This window comes from Paenibacillus macquariensis (genome assembly GCF_900156375.1).
In the GTDB taxonomy this organism is placed as follows: Bacteria; Bacillota; Bacilli; order Paenibacillales; family Paenibacillaceae; genus Paenibacillus_AQ; species Paenibacillus_AQ macquariensis.
The window spans coordinates 1-23,428 of sequence record NZ_FTNK01000037.1 but is presented as its reverse complement, the minus strand read 5'-3'; the positions used below and the strand labels follow the sequence as shown (position 1 = coordinate 23,428).

Here is a 23,428-nt window from a genome sequence, read left to right as displayed (position 1 = left end):
CCTCTCCTTCTGTTTTATGCGGTTATACATTCTTTTCGACATTAAGCTTATCAAGACCTCTATTCACCTGAAGCTAAACTGCCCGTTAGCTTAATGAAACTACTTTAGATTTGGGACTATTCACTGTGCTGTTAGTAATACGAAGTTTTTTTGTCGAAGTTCCTCTAATATGTAGGATTTTGTATACCTGACATCCCCATGATGGTTCGAGCAGGAAACAGCTATAGAAATGATCAGTTACGAGCATATATTGAAGAAAACCACCCTAATATTCAAATTGTTGATACTATTTGGAATTTAATTTTAAAAATCCCCTCAGGTATCTAACGTATATGTCTAACTTACCTGATGCCTTTTTTTCGTTGTCTACTATGAGGGGATAATACCATGAGTCTCATCATTATTTTTTCTTCTGCACATCGGATTCTTTTGGTTGAGTAAACAAGAAGATAAATCCAGCTAAGGAGATACCTACTAAAAATGCGATTCCCAGCGGAGTTTTTTCAGTTGGAGTTTCTGTTGACGACACACCTGATCATCTACCTTTCCTTTGTTTTCGTCTTACATAGGTGTTAAAATCAGCATTTAATCGGGTTACTTCCTTTATTTCAGTCTTATCTCCCCCGAACAATGGCCCTCCTACGACGATGCTGAACCGTCCAGATGTAAAATAGGTACCCTGAACATTTAGTAAATCCAGAATCAAAAATATAGCAATTACAAAATCTATGATGGTTATCGTTATATTTTCCGATTTGGAGCCTGATTTGCTTACAATACGAAATCCCCCGGTTATTGGTCCCCCTATGGATACTGAGAAAGCACCGTCCGTTTGTATAAACACACCTGTGATCGAAACTTGTCCATTGAGCAGTAGTGTTGCGGTTATTAGGTTAATATTTCTGAGTATAATATTCAATTTTTTCTTGTTGATTCGTTTCAAAATAACATCACCGCAGTCATCTCCTCGACGGTGTGAGGGAGTTTATTGGTATATCATATGTACGAGAGAGAGTGCCTGATCTAAACTATTTCCTCTTCTGAGGCCCAAATTTTATTCTTCATGATGGTAAAAAATAATTATATATAGATTGAACTGAAAAACTTTACAGTACCAGTGACAACATCTCGGTTTACAAACCGCTTAATCTCAGGATTATCGTTAACAACCGAACCAGTAATCAATCAATTACTTCAAGCGGCAATTATTGACCCATTTCATGAAGGCTGCATGTAGGATCAAGTTCTTGTCCTCCTATATCTATGATGTGTCACAAGATATTCTCTCGATGTTCTTATCCCTCGACACCGTTAGCTTAAAGAAAAGCAGCCGATCAAAAGACCGGCTGCTTACTTGTTCTTATTGAACTAACGTTACCCGTTAGTTCAACGGAGGCAGTCCCTTTGGCAGTGAGATAGTTGAGTATTATATCGATTTCTTACATTCGCTAATATCGCAAATAGTAGATAATTTCTATCTGTCCAGTATCTTTTTCGAGCCTCTATTCCCCAATGTATCCAACTTAATTATTGAATTTAAAAACTTTGGAGAATCCGACATCATTCAGTTCTTTATCTTCTTCGGTAAATTGATTATTTGTGTACCCAGATAATGTTTTTCTCCAAAAACTTATAGTGTTCAAATTCTTGTCCGTTGGTGTAGTAAAGAGCATCCATTTTCCTCGATGTAAATTGAAGACTTCTCTTACTCCGTTTTCACCTATTCCTTTACCTCTATAAGGTCTTAGAATAAATATTTCGTTTATCATAAAGTCACAATTATCAAACAAATATGGTGGCGTTGTAACCAAGATAAATCCTGCTGGTAATCCATCGACTTTTATTAGATAAGGAAACAGAACCCCCTCTTTTTCCCACCATATATCAAATACAGGTATTTGTTGTTCAAGTGTATGATATTTTTCATCATCCTCGAAAACACCATATTTATTGGGCAGTACATTCCGAATTTCGGCTAAATCGTGTAAGTACAGCGGGTACAGGTTATTGATGATAAATTTGTTTTTACGTTCGCACAATTCGATTGTTAGATTATTCATAATATCCCCCTATGAAATTGACCCTCTAAGAATACCGTCCATTCATTACCATATTAGGGCGGCGAGGGAGCTAAAACAAGAGTATATTTTATTTAATTTGTTTTGTACTGAAGTTTGAATTATCCTGCCCGTTAGCTTAATAAATAGAGCAGGATACCGAAGCACCTGCTCATCAATGTCTGCTATTCAACTATAGTGTCCCGTTAGCGCAAAGTACAACGGGTGCCCAATGATAAAACATATTCGTATTTTAAATGGACAAGAAAGGTTATTTTTTCTTTACCGGTATCCAAATTTCCCCAGTAACATTACTTGCCATTCCATAATACATCTCGAAACTAGGGCCTTCAACCTGTTCGTATTCAGATGTCGGAAACCACTCGGAATAGATCCGTTCCCATAATCTTTGGAGATCACATTGCGGTTCCGGAAAAATAGCCCATGTTAATGGTGGGACAGAAAGTTTTGTAAATCTCTCCGGAATTTCAAGCCCATTTGGCAAATTGTAACACACCATATATTTGAAAGATTCTCTAGTGTGATCATATAAGGCAGCATGCAATACGGTATCATGAAACCGTCCCAGTAATTCATTCATAAGATCAACGCTGCCATCATCATCACATTTTTTGCGGAATAGAGGAACTTCAGAAAATGCTGTTTTCTGGTCCGAATTTATAAGGCCGTAGACTCCAAACATCTCAAAAGACCCTCTTTGTTCAATTCGATAATTCATTTCGACATCTCCTTTTATTGAAATATGAAAGGACATTCGAGGATAGGCTTTTAGAGAAACACCTTTATTGCGCGCAGATATCGGTATTATCCCATGAAGATTCTTAAACGCCCGCGCAAACGCTTCTGGCGAATCATATCCATATTTCATAGCTACATCAATAACCTTTGCATCTGTTGTCTGTAGTTCAAATGCTGCCAATGTCAGACGTCGACGTCGAATATACTCAGATAACGATACTCCAGTAATAAACGGAAACATTCTTTGAAAATGATAAGTAGAGCAACAGGCTCTCTGCGCTATTTCATCATATGAGATATTATCCGCTAGGTTTGTTTCGATATATTCCATGGCGCTATTCATCCTGTCCAACCAATCCATCGTTTTCCCTCCTTTCAAGATAAATTTTATCGCAGATAAAAAACGAATACCGTGCATTTTCTGCACGAAAAAGTCAGCATGTCGATGATAATATAACTCAACACTTTCGATAGTAACATTGAACTATCCTGCCCGTTCGTATTATGAGATCAACCAGTTCTTTCTGGTTGATCCTTTTTTCATTTGCATAGAGGATTAATGTAGCCTAGTCGAACGTACCTGCCCGTGGAACTTGATCCCGAGTGCTATATTGTTCACCCCTACTTGTCATGACCATGGTTGAGGCTGGTTGGGACGTAAGATCCCGTATAACAAGCGATGCTATGGAGCGACAAGAGGAAAACATAGGGGCTGCCGGTAAATCTACACATACAGGGAGAGATGAAATGAATCCAGTTATCGGTCTAGATATTTCTAAAGAAGAAAGCCATGGTCAAGCCTTTTTAGAGCGCGGAAATCCATTCAGAGGGACGTTCCATTTCCAGCACACTCGTGATGGTCTAGCGAATCTCCATCAAGTTTTAAAGGACGTTGAGTCTGTATCCAAACAACGTCCTTTACTTATTCTAAAAGCAACCGGACATTACCAAAGCCCCGTTGTTCAGTTCCTAGAGGAGCATCAATATATTTACATTGTCATTAATCCGCTCATCTCAAATCGGCTTAGGAAGTCTCAGCTTCGTAAAGTAAAAACCGATGCTGCTGACGCTTATCTTTTGGGGGAGTTGTACTACCAAGAAGAGTTTGAACCTTTTTAAAAAAGGGGTGGGCAACTGCTCAATCTACGCTATCTAACAAGGCAATATGAGTCTCTTTCAAAGATGTGTGTACAGACTAAACTGCAATTCCAAGCTGTTCTAGATCAGGTTTTCCCTGCTTACAAAGGTGTCTTTGGATCTATGTATTCAGGTATTTCGCTACGGTTTTTAAGTGAATTCCCAACCTCATATTCGGTTTTGCAGACGGACGAAGATTCACTCAAAGCTAAAATGAAAGAACTTCTCTCTTCGAAACGGGGACGTTCAGAGGACTGGATTAACCAACGCGTTCAACGGCTGCTAGATGCGGCAAAACAAAACCCATTTCAGCAAACCATGTACGCAAAATTTGAAAGTCCTTATTACCCTCATTCTTCAGTACCAAGAGCATCTTACAGGATTGGAACAGAACATATATGCTCTGGCTGAAGAAATTGAAGAAATTGAAGAATTTGATTTAATTCAGTCGATTCCCGGTATTGGACATAAAATTGCGGCAACAATTTTATCTGAAATTTGGAGAAGTCGACCGATTTGATCATCCTAAAAAGCTAGTCGCCTTTGCAGGCATTGACCCAAGTGTCTTTGCTTCAGGTAAGTTTACAGCAACTCGAAATCGAATCACGAAACGCGGTTCAAGGCAGCTTCGTTACGCGCTGGTGATGGCTGCTCAATAGGACTTATCCGTTCTCGAAACAGTCGGATCAAAGAATTTTACGAACTCAAAAGAACCGAGGGAAAACCACATAAAGTGGCATTGGTCGCATGTGCAAATAAGCTAGTTCATTGGCTATATGCTATCTTGAAAAGTAAGAAGGCATTCCGTCCGGCTTAACCAATTTAATTGGTTTAACCTTCCAAATCATTACTTGAACTGGAGGGTTATTTGGCATGTTTATTTTAACTATATCACATGATATGGCTTCACTTTACTGGTAATGTTGACAAGCTATTAGCTGGTATAGTTGAATACTTAGGAATTAGTTTATTCAGTTACTCTATTTGTTGTTAATATAGTTTCTCAGCGACTTAAACAGTGTGTTAAACAATATAGCAATTGTTACTTGATCGACCGTTAACTCTAGCTTTTCTAATTTTACATTCATCTTACGAGTTCCATAGCTTTGTTCAACTTGCTTCGAATATCGACGAGGACAGAAAAATCTCTTCTGCTGAAGAAGATTCATAAGAAACTGTTTATTTTCTTTCCGAAGTCTAGCTCGGATTCTTCAATGTATATGTAATCTGTTCCCTTGAACGAACCGTTTTTTTTACTTTGATTAAACCATTTATCTCATGAAGATGGTGTAGTTCATATTTTTAATAATCGGTATAACTCAACCATCTTTTGCTCCTCAATGTAATGTCTGTTGTATACTAGACCACGATCTGTCCAGAAAAGTGCATTCGATCGATAACAGAGAAATATTACCGGTGTAGTCTGATTATATTAAAGATTGGATATAATGATAAAATACTATAATCATTGGAGGATAAGCGATGTCTTATGAAGAGATATACAAATTACACTTTCACCTGATTAAAATTTATGAGGAAAATGAGAAACATTCATCTCCTTATCAATCCGAAATAGACAACTTTAAACGTCAGCTCAACCTATTCAGTGGGGATATAGTCCAAAGAATTTTTGTAATGAATCAACTTATTAAAATTTATGAGAAAAGCAGAGAATCAAAAATAAAATGGTGCTCTGATCTGTACTTTAAAATATGATCATGAATATTGAAAGATCATATACCGCTAATTCTGAATAATGTTTGCTCAAATGATGGCAAGCTAACATATATAATAGTTTTACTAAAAAGTAAAAGAGTGTTCGTAATGATTGGTAATCACCAACCGTAAAAAAGCCGCGTGGAAAATCCTCGCGGCTTTTGCTTGTCATTGAACTAACCTGCCCGCTAGCGTAATGCTGTAGCGTCGGTCTAATACCTTTATTTTCTCAGAGGATTTATTACCTTCTTACTCCACTTAACTGCCAATTACTCTAACTAAGCATGCTCTTCATCTAATGTATTCTATACCATAAAAGACCTTGCTAGCTCTAACACCGCAAGGTCCTTTATGAATTTCTTAAAAGATGGCTCTTTATATCAATAATTTAACCTTAATGGGAGATTATATTGATTTTAGAATCGATACAGGCTTCTATTAAGTATGCCATCCGAACTTTTAACATTGAAACAATTATACATGATGTTTGGGTAGATCGTTTGAAGTGATGTGATGTTTACAGCTGTGAAAAGAAAGCCGCTTGAATCATAACTTCAAAATGACTAAGAAATGCAGACACTATTTCCACTGCAAACGTTTCTAGTGGCAACAGAAAATCAGATGATAATTTTCAGATCAACCCTGAATATTTTTATTAATATTTATACAAATAAATGAATATAATTAAATTTTCTCAATTTCCATGATCCACTTTTCGCAACTTTTGCGATCCATCACATATCGTCAGCGATACAGTTATTCCCTCACACTTACGAACACTTACTATACCCACAGTTGCTACACGTCTTACAACCCTCAATGTTAATCAACGAAGCTGTTCCACACCCTGGACACAGATCACGAGACGTTTCGATAGAATTATGTTTATGACCACTATTATCAACGCCTTGACTCACGTTGGCGTCTGCCTCACGTGTTGCTGCTACAGGTGCTGGATCATGATCACCGCCAATACCACTCTGCACATGAGTTTCCAGTGCTTTCGCCACGGCATCCGCGATAGATTCCACGCGGTTCACACCGAAGCCAATTGCACCAGAACCACCGATTCCTTTGAGATGCTTAATCAAGAGTTCAACTTTAAATCCATGATCTCCATAACGAAGGAACAGAGAACATACACGCCCCAAGGCTTCTGCCATAGCAAATACATCGGAACCTGCCTTCCCTACATTCAAGAAGATTTCGCTAGGTATGCCGTCAAGATCGTTAATTGTAATATACGCCATTCCGAATGGTGTATTGATCTTGTACGTTGCGCCACGCAAGACTTGCGGACGGCTCTTGTACTGCTTGTCTACAACCTTCTTACTTTGGGGTTCGGTGACCTTATCTGCCGAAAGATTACCACTTAGTGATTCAAGCGCTGCTTCTTCACCTGCAAAATGATCAACCACTTGTTGTTCCGCTTCCTCTTCGAGTGTCACAACATCTGCAGATTCTGTCTCGTCTTCCTTCTTACTGGTATTTAAGACTTGTACATCACGACTCCCATCACGGTAAATCGTCACGCCTTTACAACCTAGATCGAATGCCATCTCATAAAGCTCTGCTGTTTCTTCTACCGTAAAGTCAGAAGGACAATTCGCCGTCTTCGAGATCGAGCTATCTACCCAACGTTGAATCGCTGCTTGTACACGAATATGGTCTTTCGCAGACAGGTCCATCGCAGTCACGAAGTAATCTGGCAATGCCTGACCAGGATTAGCTTCAAGCCATTCCTGCGCGATAGGTACGAATTGCTCATCATAACCAAGACGGCTTTGACGGAAGTATTTGAATGCAAAGTACGGCTCAATACCTGTTGAAGTCCCTACCATTGTACCCGTACTGCCTGTAGGCGCTTGGGTAATTACGGTTACGTTACGCATTCCCTTTTCACGAATAGCCTCTCCCACTTCTGAGAACACTTCCGTCATATTGCGCATAAATCCACTTTGTAGGTACTTCTCAGCATCGAATGCCGGGAAGGAACCTTTCTCTGCGGCGATATCTGCCGATGCTAAATAAGCCTCACGTGCAATAAACGCATATATTTTATCTAGAAATTCTAACGATTCTGGACTGCCGTAACGGATGTTCAGCTTAATCATCAGCTCTGCAAGACCCATCGTACCAAGGCCAACCCGGCGTTCATTCTTCTGGTTCTTCTCATTCTCATCAAAATGATACGGTGTCGTGTTAATGACATTATCCAAGAACCGCACCGAATAGTGCGTTGTTGTTGCTAGTTCGGTCCAATTCACATCATGATTCTCTTCATCATAGAACTTCGATAAATTAATGGCGGATAGATTACATACACCCCAAGCTGGCAGTCCTTGCTCACCACAAGGGTTCGTACAAATGATCGGATTAAAGTACCAACTATTAGACATATCATTGTAATGTTCCATGAAGACAATACCAGGTTCAGCCGATTTCCATGCTGCACCAATAATCGTATTCCAGATCTCACGTGCTTTTACCGTACGATAAGGAACAACTTTATGTCCTGACAGCTTCCATTTCTCTAAATCGCCATCCCATACTTCATCGTAGTCAGGTTCGGTTGTATCTGGGAATACTAATTCCCAATCCAAATCTTCCTTAACAGCCTTCATGAACCCGTTACTTATGCACACCGAAAGATTGGCATTCGTCACTTGTCCCATCGTCTGCTTCACGGTAATGAAATCGAGTACATCCGGGTGCCAATCGTTAATCATCAACATGAGCGCACCTCGACGGCTACCACCCTGTTCGATTAATCCTGTTGTATAGCTGAATAATCCACCCCATGACACGGCACCGCTTGAAGATCCATTCACGCCTCTAACAATGGCTCTGTGCGGACGTAGGGATGATAAGTTAATACCGACACCACCACCACGCGCCATGATTTCCGTCATCTCGGATAGGGTGTTCATAATCCCACCACGGCTATCTTTTGGAGAAGGAATGACATAACAGTTAAACAAGGTTAACTCTTCACTTGCTCCTGCACCAGCGGCGATCCGCCCCCCAGGAACAAGCTTCCAATCATCCAATAGATGACGGAATTTGTCTTGCCACTCCAATTGTAGTTCTGGCGTAGTCTCTACTGAGGACATGGCCTTCGCTAAGCGGTCCCACATCTCCTCAGGTGTTTTCTCAATATTTAATGTGAGTCGCTCAATATCAGATTCAACAAGCTCCCCACCTCGTGTCTTCACTGTTACAATTCTACCCTCACGTTTGACTATCTCCCCTACTTCTTTCGTAGGGAACTTAGGATCGTCCTTCGTTAGAACGAGGACTACATCGCCAACTTTGGCCTGATTACTATCTGCATCCTTCCAAGCATATCTATCCAGAAATATTTTTTCACTTAGGCCCACTAATCGACTTGTACGTTGCAATTTACTCAAAAAAACAACCTCCTAGTATACTACTTTAAGACTTTACAACCATTGAACACCCTACCGATAAACCCTATATATTGTGATTAACAAAGTATACTACACTACATATTGTAATTCCATGTCGCATTCGTGAAATTTTGGGCAAGAAAGCACTTCCTTGTTAGACAACCTTTCTTTATCTCCTATATTCTCTATCTTTCATCAACTGACCTTGAAATAAATATGTAAATCACGCAATTACAGCAAAAAGTAATCACGCCATCACATCTATAGTTATGAACTTCCCTACTTCAGTGCATACTACACTTTACAAGATTCTAATTTACACGATTCTAATAAGGAGGCGAAAACCTTGGATACGCCATTCATTGAACATATGACAACTACGCAAAGCCTACCTGTCCCACTAGTCATAGACCAGAGTTGGCTTGAGAATTTAGAGAGTCGCCTTGATAAAGGAGGACCTTGGGGAGACTGGCGATTGTTCCAACTGGCCGTACAAGGGGAAGAATCCCGCCTAGTTACAAGCTTTGATGAATTACTATGTGTGAAATATATTCAAGATCTAACCCCACTTCCTCATCAAATCGATACCGCTCGCAAAGTTCTATTTGAGATGTCCGGAAGAGCTATTTTGGCAGATGAGGTGGGCCTTGGTAAGACGATTGAAGCAGGACTCATTCTTAAAGAATATATCATTCGAGGTCTCGTCTCTAAAGTGCTTATTCTCGTGCCTGCATCTTTGGTTCTTCAGTGGGTTCGTGAATTAAATAGCAAATTTGGTATTCTAGCCGTTGCCCAGAAAAAAGCTTATTCATGGAGTTCAGATATTGTTGTTGCATCAATAGATACAGCTAAGAGAGATCCTCATAAAGATATTTTGTTAGACCAAGAATACGACATGCTCATTATTGATGAGGCACACAAACTTAAAAACAAGAAAACATCCAATTACCAGTTCATTCAAAAGCTTCGTAAGAAATACTGTCTACTACTCACAGCAACACCTGTTCAGAATGATCTTGGTGAACTATTCAATCTAATTACGCTACTTAAACCTGGTCAGTTAGGTAAACAAGGTGAATTCTCTTCAAACTTTGTAGTAGATAAGCGTATAGCTAAGAATGAAGGACAATTGAAGGACGAACTCTCAAAGGTCATGATTCGAAATCGCCGTGGCGAAGGTCCTACTATTTTTACCAAAAGAACGGTTCGGAATGTCAATCTGCAACTTTCTCCTGAAGAACAAGCGTTATATGATGGTGTGACCTCTTATGTCAAAGATCAGTATCAAGCAGCCGGAGGCAATTTGAGCAGTATGCTATCGCTAGTAACGCTACAACGTGAAGTCTGTAGTAGTCGTGATGCTGTATTCGTGACGTTGGTTAATCTGACGAAGAAAATGGCTGAGGATTCTCCCCAACGGGCCAAGATCTGGGATCTTGTATATATGATCAAAGAAATCAAAGCCAATACCAAAGCTGAGAAAACAATTGAGCTCATCCGAGAAATGAATGAGAAAGTGATCGTATTTACGGAATACCGTGCCACACAAGAGTATTTATTGCAGTATTTCCGTGCAAATGACATCAGTTGTGTACCCTATCGCGGTGGGATGAACCGAGGTAAGAAAGATTGGATGATGGATTTATTTCGTGGTCGCGTTCAAGTCATGATTGCTACGGAAGCTGGCGGCGAGGGGATTAATCTGCAATTCTGCCATAACATGATTAACTTCGACCTACCTTGGAACCCTATGCGCGTAGAGCAACGAATCGGGCGAATCCACCGACTAGGCCAAAAGAATGATGTGAAAATATACAATTTATCTACCACAGGAACGATTGAAGAACATATTCTTAACCTGCTTCATGAAAAAATAAATATGTTCGAGATGGTTATCGGTGGGTTGGACGTTATATTAGAACGCTTCGAGAAAAAGGGATCGCTCGAAAAAAGTTTATATAAAATTGTATTAGAGTCACAGTCAGATGAGGAAATCCGCCAGAAAGTTAACTCACTTGGTCAATCACTAGATGAAGTCAAAAGACAAGTAGAGGATGAAGTCGTGAGAGAGGAAGAAGCATGATATGAATATGTCCGCAGATCAAGTACAGCAGCATGTCATGACGTATTTGGAGGTCACTGAGTGTCAAATTATCGAGAAATCTCCCTTTCATGTGACCGTGAAGCTTTCACCGCAAGCAGATAAACAATTAACGAATCGTCCCTATTATTGGGGATTTGTCGAACGTACAGGAGTCGATCCTGAGACCCTCTCCTATACGTTTGTATTTGACCCTGAACGTTATACGGTCGTAGATGTTCCGCCTGCTCCTGTACCAGAAGGCACTCCCCAGGATAGCATTCTGTCACGGTATTTCGGTGTAGCACCTGTCGTTCCACGAATAGGCCCGGGTCGTATCCAACGCGAAGATGTGAATTATGGCAGTCGAAGACTCCAACAAATATGGGATGTGGCTCGCCAAGAAGGGTCCTATGTCTATTTATTTGAGCAACCGGGAGACCTACAGCGGCGAGCTTTATTCTCTGCTGCCTATGAACCTTGGCTGGCCGTATGCTTCAAAGTAGAAATGACCTGTGATGTGAAGAAAGAACAACTTCATTTCATGGGGATTTCATTATTGACTGGGGTTATAACGGATGACTTCAGAGAATTGTTGGTGGGGAAAAATTTGAGTCCTAGGCTTCCAGAAAATGTCCATATTAACCCGGCAGAATTATCGATAACTAAAGCCGCCGAGCATCTGCAATCCCATCTAACTTCTATGCTTAGTCAACTCGACTATACATGGGCTGATCAGGCACAGGAGCGTTTGAAAGACGAACTTACGATCATCGATGCCTATTATGAGAACATGATGAATGATCCTGAAGAAGAGAAAAACGACCTTATTCGTGAACAATATGATCGCAGACGAAGTGAAATGACATGGCAATATGAGCCTAAAGTGAATGTGTCCGCCATAACCTGCGGTCTATTTCACCTGAGACCAATCCAATAGAGGTAGTATGACCTTCATCGCTAAAAGAGTGCAAAAATAGACCTTCATAATCGTTGTTCCTCCTGACAGTTTGTAACACCCTTTTTAATCCTTGTCCGTTACACTGGGATAAGTTGACAATACAGAAAGGTGGATTGTATGAAATCCTTGGGCACAGCCTCCAAATTAGTAGTTGTCCTAATCAGTTTACATTTATTAATGCCAACAGTTCATTCATCGGCTCCTGTAGCCGCTGCGGGTATTACAACATCTGTTCAAATAAATGAAAATAGTTCCGAGGATTGGGCTCTTACGATGGGTAAGAGTGTTAGCCCTGCTCCTTCCTCCTTAAAGACTTTTTCTGAGACGGTTGTGAAACAACTCTCTGAACAACAAGTATTCAGTTCATGGACCCATTCTGAGCTTCAATACTTCCCGCTGGGTCCTGGTACACACAGCTGGCTCGTAACGGTATCTCGGGATCAGAAAGAGCTTGGTTATCTTATTTTCACAGCGACAAACACAAACGCTCAAGAATATATACTTAGCGAATACGGAGCTTCCCCCTCTGAACCCTATGATTTAACAGCTCTGCACCAGACCTTGGCAGAGTTAGACATTATCTCTCCCTCTTCTTCTAAAAAACCGTATCCCACTAAGATAGAACCACTGTATACACCTCTGCTGCCCTTATGGAAAGTATCATTTGGTCATCAGGATACCTTGTATCTCAATGCTCTAACAATGGATGTTCTACCTTGGGACGAGTCCCACTGGAAGAAGCTCAATCAACAAACCTCAGAGTTAAGTGATGCCCGCTTTTCTTCAAAAGATGACGCTGTCACTTCCTCACAAGTTGTATCACACGAAGGCCAGAAAGACCCGTTAGACAATCTCATGTGGATCACAACAACACCGTTATCTGTGTTTTCTGATTTGGATGTTGAGTCCTATATCAACAAACACAATTCTATAATCTTCACTTCACCGAATCGTAATGATGATGTTGGTGGCCCTTTTGCAATATCTGGTTATCAGGAGTGGTATTCAACCCAAGGGGGTACACATCCGATGGTTTACGCCGGTACGGGTCTTACTGGACAACGATACGTTCCACTGTCCATTTTACTTAATAAAGGTGTATTTCATGCTTTTCCATCAGTAGCCAAGTAATATCCTAAGTTACAATAATGGGGCTTGTCCGAGAAGGTCGTATATGACATTCTCGGACAAGCCCCATTTATTTGTTGTGTTCCCTTCATTATTCCTTCCTAATACGCAGAACTCTAATTCATATGTTCTTTCAAGGTTGGGTCTTGCTCTTCCCATGGAACCTCTCGTGAAATGTTGCTTCTCCACAAACTCAGACTAATCGGAATCATACCGAACCATTTCGTAGACCAAGGTTCTTTGAACTCCGTATGTTGCCTCTCCTCACGTGGTGTTTCAATATATGTCACCACTTGTTCTGTAATGTATTTCACCAATTTCAGTTCATCGCCCATACCGCTATCCCCTTTTTAAGTTTGAGATAAGTTATGTCTTTCTATATCTAGGTTGTACAACTTACAGGCAAATTAAACTTCTGAATGGATGTATGAATCTTTTTCCCATTTTTGCACATTCTAACATTTAGTTGCTTCAACACAATAAACGATAAATGACATAGGGAGGTACAATGCTTTCATGATCACGAATCCTTGGAAGAAATATTTACTCGTTCTAATCTTAACTGTCGGATCCCTCTGCAGTCCCCAATTATATCTAAGTTCTATATTTGCAGCCCCAGCATTAGATCCAGAACACCCAGCCTTTCCTAAAGAAATCCTCCTCATTGATGCTGGTCATGGTGGAATTGACGGTGGAACATCTTTTCATGAAATCCTCGAGAAAGATATCAATCTAAGTATCGCTAAGAAAGTATTCCTACTCCTTAGAAGCAAAGGCTTTGAAGCTGTATTGAACCGTTCAGGTGATTACGCACTCAGTGATGATAATCATTGGCTGAACAATTCTTCACGTCACACACGTGATCTGGCGCAGCGTAAGGAATTAAGTCGTATCGTTCCCACAAAGGTTGTAGTGAGCCTACATGTGAATTGGGGAAAGAGAGCAAGCAATCAAGGCCCTCTGGTACTATACCAGAATGAAGGACGTAGTTTCATTCTTGCCAATGAAATTCAAGCGCAATTAAATCCTTTATATGCTACCCAACATCAACCGGTATATGGTAAACCATATTATATTCTAAACTATGTTAAAGACCCGGCTGTTATTGTGGAGATGGGCTTCCTCAGTAACGCTGAAGACCGGGCCATGTTGTGTAATCCTCGTAAGCAACTCGCCATTGCAGAAGCTATCGTTGCAGGTATTATTGGTTATTTGACGGTAACATAGGGGCAGCATTCCAGCTCCACTTCTGTCTCACAAGATCACTTATCCCAACGAATTCCACACTTCCCTGCATTTGTGGAATTCGATTTCTAAGTGTTTCTGCTGTTGTTTTACCAACATGACCGATTGTGACACAGTATTGATTCTTAGTTGCCCACAATTCGACTTCACGTAATTGCTTACTGATGTGACCGGTCGTATGAACATCGTCTAAGAAGATATGATTATTTACAGGAGGCAAGCCCTTTTGAGTAGCAACTGAGCCTACAACAGAACGATAATTGGTCTTGCTATCAACAAAAAACAATCCTCTTTCCTGGCATACCGCCAGCACAATTGCCATAATTCGCTCATCACCGGTTATTTTGGATCCCATGTGGTTATTCATGCCAATTGCATAAGGAATATCATCAATAGCATCCTCCACTTTCTTACGAACTTCCGAATCACTAAGATCTGATGTAATGGCGCCAGGCCCAAGCCAGCTTGCTTTCCCAGTCTTTGGTTCCATCGGCATATGAACAATCACATCATATCCCCGCTTATGAGCTAACTCGGCATCACGATGACTTGTTGGCAAGAATGGCATAATCGCTGCTGTTATTTTCACAGGCATTTGGAACATCTCTTCTGTACCCTTCTGCCCATTACCGAAATCATCAATGATAACAGCCACTTTAGGCTTACCTTCAGATGAAGAATCAGCATCTACTCCCGATGCACCAGCATGCCCGATGTTCATGCTACAAATGATGCTCAGACCAAGACAACCAATGGCCAATTTGCGAAACTTTAGATGACGACTACATAATGAACTCATAACGATCACCCTTTCTCACTTCTGCCTTCATTGTTTGAGTAAGAGGGACTAAATATGTATCCGGGCAATAAATCAGAGTAACAATTATTGTAGCTGTTAATAAATCTTATGATTCCCACTGAGCCTAAGCCCCGCTTTGTTTACTTTTCTTTCACAGCGACTAATATCAATCGATAAAGAAAATATATTCCAAGGTAAGATCCCGTTACAAGGAACAGTGGATTCAAAAAAATAGCGTGTATGTTCGTCATAAACACCGTATTATCTTTTATTATTTCATAAATGGCTAGAGTAGCAATATCACCAAAAATACATGCAGACACAACAGATACCACGTTAAATAAGATCCGCCACTTCATCCAATTTTTTTGTATCACCAACATCGCAATAGGAATAAGAATACTACCTAGAATAATAAGTATCTTCATATGGTTCACCTCATTATTATTCTTGACGCATTTTAGCTGATCAATACTTATTGTGTGTGATAAGGTTGTGTTGTTACAGACGTTGCAACGGTTTCCAATTAAAAACCCGACCTCGCGAGGTCGGGTTTTTACGATCTTGTATTAAATATTGAACGTGCTACTACCGAGCTTCTACACTAGCTCTAATGGAGGCTTTCCTACTGTAACTGTTATCCCTATCTCTGCTTGAGGGGCGATAATTGCTACGATTCCACTCTCCGAACTAGGGAAAGGACGAAACTCTATCTGGCATGCATCCGCTCCGGAAACTACTACGTTCTCCTTGGAGATCAATGCAACGCGGGGATGGTAGATCAAAGTCTCACCACCGGACGGAACGTAGTCCACTTTTAATATGTCCGTATCATAGTCATAGTGGTATCCGACAAGCACGCCCCCTGTTGCCTGTGGATAAGCGCGGTTCAACGCCTTTGTGTAAGGAGAATCCTTGAAACCGTCACACCAGCACCAATAGGTATTACTCCAAAGATACTTTTCAAAAATGGAAATGAGACTCTTGGATAGCTCAAAAGTTGCAGGATGATTGGAAAACGCCCCCCACTCTCCGATCAGGGCAGGGATGTTCAAACGCTCCTGTACCTTGCGATGGGTAGAAAATATCAAATCAACACGATCCTGATTATAGATTTCATAATGCTCCGTATCGACTACCAAATCGTAACCGTGAGGGGCGAATACCTGATTATGGACAACCATACCCTTATTGTTCTGTACAAGTTCCAAACCGGATTCCACTCCCATATTAGCAAAATAGCTAGTTTCTAACATCAAAAATCCGTCCGGGACAACCGAGCGGATCGCTGCCGCCGTTTTGTTAAAAAAGGGAGCGAGAACTTCACGCTCGAATACCTGTGAAGCCTCTTTCGCACTTTCGACCAATATTCGATAGATCTCCATGTCCGCCATGCCGACGAGTATCTCTTGTTTTTTCTCCTCATCAAACCAAAGTGCGGAAAGTTGTTCCATGTCGACCTCAGTCATTCCCATAACAGATTGAGCGTAGGCAGCAATGATTGTGCCAAATACCTCCTGCCCTCTTGATCCAGGATAGGGTTCGTTCATCATGTCGTATCCGATGATATTGCTACAGTCTGCAAAAAACTCTGCCGCATGTTTCCACATCGCCGCATAATGATCCTGCAAACCTATACCATCAGTAGCTGGCGTGTTTTCCCAGAAATGATCTAACGCACGGTTCAGTGCTGGACTTTCCAAATAAGCGTCACTCCAGATCTGGCCGACAACATGAGGGAGATCATCGGAGAAGGTCGCCCACTCAGGAGCACCATCGCCATAGAGCAAACTATATAAATCCTGATGCATATCAAGAAAAACGTAAATATCGTTTTGCTCCGCCCACTTGATTTGCTGTTTGATTGTGCCAAGATATTCGTTATCATAGACACCTGGTTCCGGCTCCACGCCATCCCAAATCAAACCCAAGCGGACGACATTAAAGCCTTGTTCATGAAACCATGTAAAAAGACTCTCATCGCAAGGGTCCACATACCCTTTCGCCTTTTCCTTACAGACCAAGTTGACCCCATTCAAAATTACCTGTTCTCCGTCTTCATTTACAATACGCTGTCCATCAGTTGATAACTTTTTCATTTTTATCCCATCCTTCCTCATTGTCTGTTACAGGAATATAGATTTCAATGTAGTGATTGTTGTACTGATTATATAGATTGATTTCAAGAGAATTTCCGGCGATCTTGAAGCCTCGCTTATGAATGAATGCTTTCATCCTCTCGTAATGATCGTCTAATTCGTTATAACCTTCCCTGCCAATTACAACGCATTTCCTTGCGCAAAAGCATGGCTCTAGCTTCTGGAATACGCCAGAATTGTCCTCCATCGGGAAGGTTGACAAAATACCATTGTTTAAATAATTGTGATATTTACATGCGATAAGGTTATCCATTGATACGATAGATATGATATGGCAGAAAGCGAGCCATTCCTGATGAGCGCTGATTTTACTTACCTGCTGCTGCACTTTGCTCCCAATCTTCCTATCAGCACTCTCCATAATAGAGTCGGTAAGAAACACCCAGCTTGGATTACTTTTCACAAGTTCAATGACATCTGTGTCCTCGAAACGCTGAAACTGATCTTTTAAGAAATCTAGCTTCTGAGACAAGTGCTTCAGATAGATCAACTGCCGGTCGACATCTTTCTGCTTGCTAGAGAGCAGCTCGCGCATATCATTCAGACTATCGTCTGTGAGAAGCACCTGAATACGCTCAATTGGGACATCCAAAGCTCTAAGCATTCTAATCGTTATTAGGGAATCGAACTGTTCAAGGTAATAATAGCGGTACTTGTTCACGTCCCGATCGTGCGAAGGGAGCAATCCAATCTTGTCATAGTAACGAAGAGTATCAATCGGGATACCCAGAATATTAGAAACCTCACCAATCGAAAATTTCAGCTTTAACATAGTCTTAGTCCATTCAATTATTTCGGACCTCCCCTTCTGGCATAGTTACTGAACGCAGATATTTCTTCCTCTTTCTTTTTGTCGAACGGATAGAAAGCCATCGGAATAAGACCGATAAGTATTGCAATAAGCGGGATAAGACCCGTGGCTAATCTTATACCGAACACTGCGGATTCAGACTGAGTTGTCGCACGCCCGTCGTAGCCAAATGCACCGATAACATTGATGAAGACCACCGTCTGTAAGCTGGAAAAGGCAACAATAAATAACGAAAACAGACCGTTGAACAATCCGGTTTTCCGTACACCAGTAGTGCGCTCGTTCTCATCAATGATGAGCGCTCCCATCGGCGAAGCCGCAGTTCGAATATAATTCACTGTAAATACAATCATGATATAGGAAAGAAACACAGTCCAGATATTAGTGGCAAAAAAAATTCCCCCGTAGCCGAGAACGGCAGAGATTGTACCCCAATAGATGCTTATTTTCGTGCCATATTTTTTGACGATATATCCCATGACCGGCAGAAACATGAGAGCGATTACATGAGTGCTTACGTCTACGATCGTAGCTGTGAGACCTCCTGTATTTAACACATCATCCATATAGTAAAGGTAGGGTGTGAAGTAAAAGCCAATGGGGCCGATCGTGAAGATTGAGTAGAGAACATAAGTGAGGAAAGGGCGAGATTTTACGATTTGCCAGGATTCGCTCCAAACATCTTTAGTTTCCATATGTTGGATATTGAGAGTTTCATACATTTTTGCATCATCCCTTAGCCCCCGAAGAGCCAAGGTGAAGAATATTGATTCCAACAGAATCACCGCTGTAAAGACCGGGATGATCACTTCACGCTTTCCGTCGCCCACCAACAATAGCGTCGGAATCATGGTGATTAGAAAGGACATAGCTTGGGAAACGTAGTTTTGTATCACGTTGACATCAATGCGCTCTTCTTTGGTGGGGGCTGCGATCAATGTATAGGATTGATAGGCCACACTGTAGGCAGTTGCGGCCGTATCGTAGATAAATAACTCTACCGAATAGAGAAGAAAAATCTGCCACTGAGCCCAAGACGGACTGGATAGCATCATGAGAAATGAGGCTATGATCATAAATGGTACCGTCACGCGCATGATGTAGACATATTTCCCACGTGTCGGACGGTGCCTCATTTTATCGATCCATACACCTATCATCGGATCGTTAATAGCATTCCAGATATTATAGATTATGTACACCCAGCCAACATACTTCGGACTGAGCCCGATCATATCCGTGTAGTATTTGATGAACACATTATGAATGAGAACGCCTCCGACCGAGAGGACCGGTCCGGGAAGAGCCAGTCGCCATTTCTCCCCTAAGGTCAACCCACTGCTGGTAAAGCGAAAGAGTCCCCGAATGGAACTTACTACTTTTCTCAAGAATATCATTCCCTTCTCTTAAGTAGCTCTCTAATCAATGGCTCATTAACCTTAAATTTCATATTACTCATCATTATAAACTATGGAGTAACTCCAGTTTCAATAGGCGATTAAAATATTTTATTGTTCGCCCCGGCAGTACTAATTTTAACGCAAAAAATGAGGTTAACCAGATTTAAATGATTAACCTTATAACCCGAAAGGACGATGCATCCTACCCCCATATTCCAATGAGCAGAATACCAAAGAATATGACTACGGAATACCTATTTCCCGTAAAGAACTAATATGGGCCATTGGTGCCTGCTCTAGTGCGAACAGAAATAGTAGATATGATCCCGGGTTCAAAATGGCTCCTAACATCATGGTAGATTTATTGATCCGCCATTCCTCCAAGATCTGTCGTGAAGCTAGGTTATTATCTAGAGAACTAATCATTTAATATTTTCCTATTTTATTAAAAACAGCCCCCACCTCAATAATAGGACAGGGACTCAATTCTGTTTCTTATTAACATAAGCGGCAAGCAAGTCAGACTAAGAACGCGTATAACCCTGAACTTGACCCGGGGAAAGTTCCTGGAAATCAGGTAACCCCATCAACCCTTTCTCTGCTCCACCCGGATTGTAGAAGGCCAATAGTCTTAGTAGTTCCCATCCATGATTATGTGTCGAGTGAAAAGCGGCTATTGGAATATGAATGATATCGCCCGCTTTTACGGGAAAGGGGTCGCCATCGTTGAGCGTCTGTACACCCTCACCAGAAAGAACATAAAGAATCTCTTCGGACTCTGGATGATTGTGACGATCATGGCCCTTGCCTGGCAACAACACAACCTCTCCCAACGTTACGGATGCACCTTCCGTGCTATCCGGTGTTACGAACCACTTAATCAGACCCCAGTCAAAAGAATGTGTTGGAATTGTACCTTTATCAATATTTGTCATGTGTAATTCCCTCCAATAATAGATTTGAATGTGACCATATTTGAGGTCATTGCAAGCTCCGTCGGAAGACGCTCCATACTGGATGCTCCGAAGAAACCTACAACACCACTTGTATGCTTAAGTATGTAGGCTGCATCCGCTGCCGTAGCAATCGGACCGCCATGACAGAGAACGATGATGTCTGGATTTACCGATTTCGCTGAGTCATGCATAGCCTGTACACGTTGGGCTGCTTCTTCCAGTGTAATCGCCGTTTGTGCGCCAATCGTACCGCTTGTGGTAAGCCCCATATGCGGTACGAGAATATCCGCTCCCGCTTCAGCCATTTGAATTGCCTGTGTTTCGTCAAATACATAAGGAGCTGTCAGAAGATCCATTTCATGTGCTAGGCGAATCATCTCGACTTCCAAGTCGAACCCCATGCCAGTCTCCTCTAGATTAGCGCGAAACACACCATCAATAAGTCCCACCGTCGGGAAGTTCTGTACCCCTGCGAAGTCCATATCTTTGATTTGCTTCAGAAATACGGACATGCTTCGAAACGGATCTGTTCCACATACACCTGCCAACACAGGTGTTTTCTTAACAATAGGAAGAACCTCACTTGCCATGTCTACAACGATAGCATTGGCATCGCCATAAGGCATAAGGCCAGCTAAAGAACCCCTTCCTGCCATTCTGTAACGACCCGAGTTATAAATAATGATAAGATCGGCACCCCCAGCTTCCGCACATTTCGCCGAAAGCCCGGTTCCAGCACCAGATCCGATAATAGGACAACCTACAGCAATTTCATTACGCATACGTTCAAGTGATGCTTGCCGGGTAAGCATGTGATTCCCCCTTGATGGATATCAAATTAGTCTAACTTCTCTACAGCCTCACCAGTTGACCTCCAACTCTATGATTTTCCAACATCAATTTAATTTAATGAACCCACTGTTTGTATTGCCTATAGCTCAGCAGCTACTGTTGGAACGTTGTTTGGTAAAGCTCGTGTAAGCGATCCGCCATGGCTTCTGCGAACTGGGGATTATTTATATCGGTATCCACTTGAATGATTTCCACCACATTCTGATCAAGATGTTCCATTAGAGCATCGATAAGCGCATGATCAGCTTCAACGTCATAGAACAGTTGCCCTTCTATTGCGATCAATGAGAACCCCTTCAGTGGAATGAAAAGTGTAATCGGACCCTTCGAAGCATTTAACTTAAGCGCGATGTTCCGACCTAATTCCGAGCACTCATCAGGCGTTGTTCGCATTAAAGTTATCGTTTCATTATGTTTATAGAGTAGTCTATCTTTAAACTTCTGAGGTACTGTGTCTATTGGACCGAAATTGACCATATCTAGTGCGCCTAGCGAAACCACTTGTGGAATACCCATTTCACCTGCTGATCGTAGACGATCTGGCCCTGCAGAGAGCACACCACCTACAAGTTCATCTGCTAATTCCGTCGTCGTCACATCTAACGTTGCTGTGATGAACCCATCCTTAATCAAAGACTCCATGGACGCTCCGCCTGTACCAGTTGCATGAAAGACTACAACCTCATACCCAAGTTGTTCAAGCCTTTCACGTGCCACATCTACAGAAGGGGTCGTAACTCCAAACATAGTAGCACCGATAAGCGGCTTTTCACTCGTCAACAACGGTACTTCCATCTTAACCATGCCGGAAATAGCTCCCGCTGCATTGGCTAGAATTTGGGTCGATAACCGATTGATTCCAGCGATGTCGACAACGGAATACATCATAGTAATATCAGTCGATCCAACATATGGACGAGTCTCGCCAGATGCCATCGTTGATACCATCAGCTTGGGCAATCCTATCGGCAAAGCTCGCATAACTTGAGTCACAAGCGCAGTACCGCCCGAGCCACCAAGTCCCACAATGCCGTTCATCCGGCCCTCTTTATACAATTGCTGCGCAATAACACTAGCTCCCTGCGCCATGGTCGTGATAGATGCTCCTCGATCACCCGAAGCAATCAATTCCGATATATTGCTGCCCGCAGCTTCAGCCACATCATGACGAGAGAAATCCTCTGATATATGCGACTCTCCCAATACACCAGCGTCAACCAAGATCGTATGGACTCCGCTTTCCTGCAGAAGCTCATTGATATAAGCGTATTCCGTTCCTTTCGTGTCAAAAGTACCGAGTAACACAACTGTAGGTTTTGTCTGGAATATCCTATTTCCCATTTAGGGTTCCTCCTGTTTATCTTTTACTTAGGCACTATTGTTGAATAGCCACGAACGCATGTAAGTACTTACAAATATTCATAATTCATATTTCCAAAAACATAGCCATTCAGGGATCAAAATCTGAACTCTATTAATTACTATATTGTTCTATGATTCCTAATATTCCATTAATACAGGTAACCGAAGTATGTATGCTCAATATCCCATTTCAGTACAGAGAATGGGAGTTTCCCTACTACAAACAAAAGAGCACCCCTATTAATCTGAAGTGACCCCTGTCAAGTAGACAATTAACAAAAAGCAATATTTAAGCAGCCTGAGTCCTGTATTCGTAGGGGCTCAGGTTGTTTAGTTTCTTTTGAAAGCGTTCATGGTTGTAGAAATGGATGTACTGCTTAACGGCGTGTTCGACCTGCTTTACAGAATGAAAAACATGAAGGTAGAAGCACTCTGCTTTAAAATGACTGAAGAAGTTCTCCATACATGCATTGTCCCAACAGTTTCCTTTCCGGGACATGCTGGCTTGGATGCTGTATCGTTTGAGCAGCTGACTATATTGGCGGGATGTATACTGGAATCCTTGGTCACTATGCAGTAGAACACCTTTGGTATTC

Annotated in this window: 19 protein-coding genes and 1 pseudogene; 5 read left to right on the top strand and 15 right to left on the bottom strand. The window is 41.6% G+C overall.

The genetic code is table 11. The features are described from left to right. Nucleotides 1-535 precede the first annotated feature (535 nt). The 3 genes from BW961_RS28200 to BW961_RS28190 form a co-directional block, all read right to left on the bottom strand. On the bottom strand, nucleotides 536-943 hold the full coding sequence (locus BW961_RS28200) for a hypothetical protein (RefSeq protein ID WP_082867687.1): 408 nt from the start codon (nucleotides 941-943) through the stop codon (nucleotides 536-538). Between the two features lie 580 nt (nucleotides 944-1,523). Continuing rightward, on the bottom strand, nucleotides 1,524-2,060 hold the full coding sequence (locus tag BW961_RS28195) for a GNAT family N-acetyltransferase (RefSeq protein ID WP_068591675.1): 537 nt from the start codon (nucleotides 2,058-2,060) through the stop codon (nucleotides 1,524-1,526). Nucleotides 2,061-2,328: 268 nt separating this feature from the next. Continuing rightward, nucleotides 2,329-3,177, bottom strand: a complete 849-nt coding sequence (locus tag BW961_RS28190) for an AraC family transcriptional regulator (RefSeq protein ID WP_068535561.1) — start codon at nucleotides 3,175-3,177, stop codon at nucleotides 2,329-2,331. A 386-nt stretch (nucleotides 3,178-3,563) separates the two neighbouring features. Between BW961_RS28190 and BW961_RS28185 the strand changes: the two are divergent. Next, nucleotides 3,564-4,770: pseudogene (locus BW961_RS28185) on the top strand (IS110 family RNA-guided transposase). A 1,669-nt stretch (nucleotides 4,771-6,439) separates the two neighbouring features. Here the strand turns inward: BW961_RS28185 and BW961_RS28175 are convergent. Further along, nucleotides 6,440-9,079 carry an adenosylcobalamin-dependent ribonucleoside-diphosphate reductase gene (locus BW961_RS28175; RefSeq protein ID WP_068591679.1) on the bottom strand — a complete coding sequence of 880 codons (2,640 nt, stop codon included), beginning with the start codon at nucleotides 9,077-9,079 and terminating at the stop codon, nucleotides 6,440-6,442. 370 nt (nucleotides 9,080-9,449) lie between these two features. Here BW961_RS28175 and BW961_RS28170 point away from each other — a divergent pair, with 370 nt between their 5' ends. The 3 genes from BW961_RS28170 to BW961_RS28160 all read left to right on the top strand — a co-directional run bounded on the left by BW961_RS28170 (nucleotide 9,450) and on the right by BW961_RS28160 (nucleotide 13,251). Continuing rightward, the gene (locus BW961_RS28170; RefSeq protein ID WP_068591705.1) at nucleotides 9,450-11,162 is read left to right on the top strand and encodes a DEAD/DEAH box helicase; all 1,713 of its coding nucleotides are present in this window, start codon (nucleotides 9,450-9,452) and stop codon (nucleotides 11,160-11,162) included. 1 nt (nucleotide 11,163) lies between these two features. After that, nucleotides 11,164-12,099, top strand: a complete 936-nt coding sequence (locus tag BW961_RS28165) for a YqhG family protein (RefSeq protein ID WP_068591680.1) — start codon at nucleotides 11,164-11,166, stop codon at nucleotides 12,097-12,099. A 138-nt stretch (nucleotides 12,100-12,237) separates the two neighbouring features. Further along, nucleotides 12,238-13,251, top strand: a complete 1,014-nt coding sequence (locus BW961_RS28160) for a hypothetical protein (RefSeq protein WP_068591682.1) — start codon at nucleotides 12,238-12,240, stop codon at nucleotides 13,249-13,251. Nucleotides 13,252-13,364: 113 nt separating this feature from the next. Here BW961_RS28160 and BW961_RS28155 read toward each other — a convergent pair whose 3' ends face one another. Then, nucleotides 13,365-13,583 carry a YqzE family protein gene (locus BW961_RS28155; protein WP_068591684.1) on the bottom strand — a complete coding sequence of 73 codons (219 nt, stop codon included), beginning with the start codon at nucleotides 13,581-13,583 and terminating at the stop codon, nucleotides 13,365-13,367. Nucleotides 13,584-13,764: 181 nt separating this feature from the next. On the opposite strand from BW961_RS28155, the gene BW961_RS28150 reads away from it, so the two are divergent. After that, nucleotides 13,765-14,475 (top strand): N-acetylmuramoyl-L-alanine amidase, encoded by a 711-nt coding sequence (locus tag BW961_RS28150; protein ID WP_068591687.1) that lies wholly within the window; start codon nucleotides 13,765-13,767, stop codon nucleotides 14,473-14,475. Here the strand turns inward: BW961_RS28150 and BW961_RS28145 are convergent. The 10 genes from BW961_RS28145 to BW961_RS32070 all read right to left on the bottom strand — a co-directional run bounded on the left by BW961_RS28145 (nucleotide 14,450) and on the right by BW961_RS32070 (nucleotide 23,295). After that, nucleotides 14,450-15,292 carry a divergent polysaccharide deacetylase family protein gene (locus tag BW961_RS28145; RefSeq protein ID WP_068591688.1) on the bottom strand — a complete coding sequence of 281 codons (843 nt, stop codon included), beginning with the start codon at nucleotides 15,290-15,292 and terminating at the stop codon, nucleotides 14,450-14,452. The two genes, BW961_RS28150 and BW961_RS28145, sit on opposite strands and share 26 nt — an antisense overlap. A gap of 140 nt (nucleotides 15,293-15,432) precedes the next feature. Continuing rightward, nucleotides 15,433-15,720, bottom strand: coding sequence for a transposase (locus BW961_RS28140; RefSeq protein ID WP_068591690.1), 288 nt, complete (start codon nucleotides 15,718-15,720; stop codon nucleotides 15,433-15,435). Nucleotides 15,721-15,891: 171 nt separating this feature from the next. Next, nucleotides 15,892-17,391 carry a cellulase family glycosylhydrolase gene (locus tag BW961_RS28135; RefSeq protein WP_068591693.1) on the bottom strand — a complete coding sequence of 500 codons (1,500 nt, stop codon included), beginning with the start codon at nucleotides 17,389-17,391 and terminating at the stop codon, nucleotides 15,892-15,894. Continuing rightward, nucleotides 17,372-18,223, bottom strand: a complete 852-nt coding sequence (locus tag BW961_RS28130) for a MerR family DNA-binding transcriptional regulator (protein WP_068591694.1) — start codon at nucleotides 18,221-18,223, stop codon at nucleotides 17,372-17,374. Before BW961_RS28130 ends, BW961_RS28135 begins: the two co-directional genes overlap by 20 nt. Before the next feature lie 17 nt (nucleotides 18,224-18,240). Then, nucleotides 18,241-19,659 (bottom strand): MFS transporter, encoded by a 1,419-nt coding sequence (locus BW961_RS28125; protein ID WP_082867688.1) that lies wholly within the window; start codon nucleotides 19,657-19,659, stop codon nucleotides 18,241-18,243. Between the two features lie 246 nt (nucleotides 19,660-19,905). Further along, entirely contained in the window at nucleotides 19,906-20,088 is a 183-nt protein-coding gene (locus tag BW961_RS28120) for a hypothetical protein (protein ID WP_068591696.1), read from the bottom strand. A 98-nt stretch (nucleotides 20,089-20,186) separates the two neighbouring features. After that, a complete protein-coding gene (locus BW961_RS28115; protein WP_068591698.1) occupies nucleotides 20,187-20,597 on the bottom strand; it encodes a cupin domain-containing protein in 411 nt (136 codons plus the stop codon). Beyond that, nucleotides 20,594-21,430: a phosphoenolpyruvate hydrolase family protein gene (locus BW961_RS28110; RefSeq protein WP_068591700.1), complete on the bottom strand. Its 837-nt coding sequence runs from the start codon at nucleotides 21,428-21,430 to the stop codon at nucleotides 20,594-20,596. The genes BW961_RS28115 and BW961_RS28110 overlap by 4 nt, the downstream gene beginning before the upstream one ends. Nucleotides 21,431-21,563: 133 nt before the next feature. Further along, nucleotides 21,564-22,811: a Tm-1-like ATP-binding domain-containing protein gene (locus BW961_RS28105; protein WP_068591702.1), complete on the bottom strand. Its 1,248-nt coding sequence runs from the start codon at nucleotides 22,809-22,811 to the stop codon at nucleotides 21,564-21,566. Between the two features lie 310 nt (nucleotides 22,812-23,121). Next, a complete protein-coding gene (locus BW961_RS32070; protein WP_082867297.1) occupies nucleotides 23,122-23,295 on the bottom strand; it encodes an IS3 family transposase in 174 nt (57 codons plus the stop codon). Between the last annotated feature and the right edge of the window lie 133 nt (nucleotides 23,296-23,428).